Here is a 1,556-nt window from a genome sequence, read left to right as displayed (position 1 = left end):
GTGTCCTGGTCGTGGTTGAGGAACGCCTTGACCTGGTCGATCGAGCCGTTGTGGGCGGCGTCGGCGGCGGCCTTGACGCCGGGGCCGCCGCTGTTGCCGATGCGGGCGGCCTCGACGACCTGGTCCTGTTCGAGGGGCTTCTGCCAGCCCTGGCGGATGAACGCGTCGAGGTCCTGCGGGGTGCCGGCCAGCGCCTGCTGGGCCGCCTCGCGCAGGGCCCGGCCGCCCTGGGAGACGATCTGCCGGGCGGTTTCCTGGTCGTCGACGTACTCGGCGGCGGCCCGCCCGGTCAGCAGGAACTTCTGGACGTCGTCCGGGCCGGAGCCGGTCAGGGCGCTCTCGGCGGCGGCCTTGACGGCGGGTCCGCCGGCCAGCCAGGCCTGCACGACCTTGCCGCGGTCGGTGGCCTCCAGGCCGGCGGGCGCCGGCGGGTTGTCGGCAGCCGCCCGGACCGGTGAGACCAGGGCGGCGAGCAGGGCCAGCGGGAGCAGTCCGCGGCCCAGCAACCGTGTGCCGGCGGACCCCCTCCTGCCGTGCCCGGACCGCGCTGTGTCGGGATTCACCCGAATTCCCCCTCTGTTGCTGTTTTTCGGCGTGCACCGTGCTTCACGGTGCTTCACCGTGATTCGGCGCGGGTGAGCCTAGCGAAGCCGGATTGCTCATCTCACACTGCGTCAGACCAGGTCAGGGCAACGGGAATTTCTCGCGCCGGGGACACAACAGGACCGGAGCGAACAAAAGTTACGAGCCACCCGCACACCTGGGCGCAAATGCCGGTTTTGTCGCGGCGTCAGTTCCGGTGCAGAGGGCAAGGAAAGGGGAAACCGTTGGGAAAGACGTCACCGGGGCGCATTACGATCTGCCGTGCCCGGGCACCCGCATGCCCTGATCCTGCGCGCCAGGGCCCAACCGCTCACCCGCCCGCCACCACCGGGCGGACCGACGAAAGCGAACCCATGTCCCTGCACATACGACGGTGGCTGAGCGCTGCCGTCGCCACCGCCGCGGTCCTCGGTGCCGCCCAACCCGCGGCGAGCGCCGACACGCCGGCGCCCCCGCCCGCCGCGAACGCCGCCCCGGACGCCGCGAACCCAGCTCCGGACGCCGCGAACCCAGCTCCGGACGCCGCGAACGCCGCGAACGCCGCCCCGGCCTACGCGGTCGAGGACGGCACCTACCCAGGAGCCCAGGAAGTCCAGCAGGCCACCGGCATCACCGTCACCCGCGGCGACGGCGGCATCACCTACGCCCCCTGCGACACCCCGCACCAGATCACCGTCTGGGGACGCTCCGTCACACTGCCGATGTACCGGGTCTGCTTCGCCGCCCCCGGCGCCTCCGGCTATCTGGCCCTCACCGTCCCCGACGCGTTCCGGATCGAGACCGCCGGACGCGCCCTGCACGCCGACCTGACCACCGACGGCAAGTCCCAGAGCGTCGACGTGGCCGCCGACACCGCCCTCGGCGTCGGCGAGGGCGCGACCGTCGGCTCGCACGCCGTCCTGCTGGAACTCAACGTCACCGGCTCCAGCACCCAGCCGCCCGCCGCCCCCGCC

2 protein-coding genes are annotated in these 1,556 nt (G+C 72.8%); one reads left to right on the top strand and one right to left on the bottom strand.

Translation table 11 applies throughout. From position 1 onward, the window contains the following. Window positions 1–506 (bottom strand): ALF repeat-containing protein (locus AB0O00_RS38880; RefSeq protein ID WP_363659395.1); only part of this gene is annotated, 506 nt, incomplete at its 3' end. 450 nt (window positions 507–956) lie between these two features. On the opposite strand from AB0O00_RS38880, the gene AB0O00_RS38875 reads away from it, so the two are divergent. Continuing rightward, window positions 957–1,556, top strand: a 600-nt coding sequence (locus AB0O00_RS38875) for a hypothetical protein (RefSeq protein ID WP_363659394.1), incomplete at its 3' end; no start/stop codon positions are given.

The organism is Kitasatospora sp. NPDC093558, from assembly GCF_040683475.1.
In the GTDB taxonomy this organism is placed as follows: Bacteria; Actinomycetota; Actinomycetes; order Streptomycetales; family Streptomycetaceae; genus Kitasatospora.
Note: the sequence above shows the minus strand (reverse complement) of the source record. Positions and strands in the feature narration are given on the sequence as shown.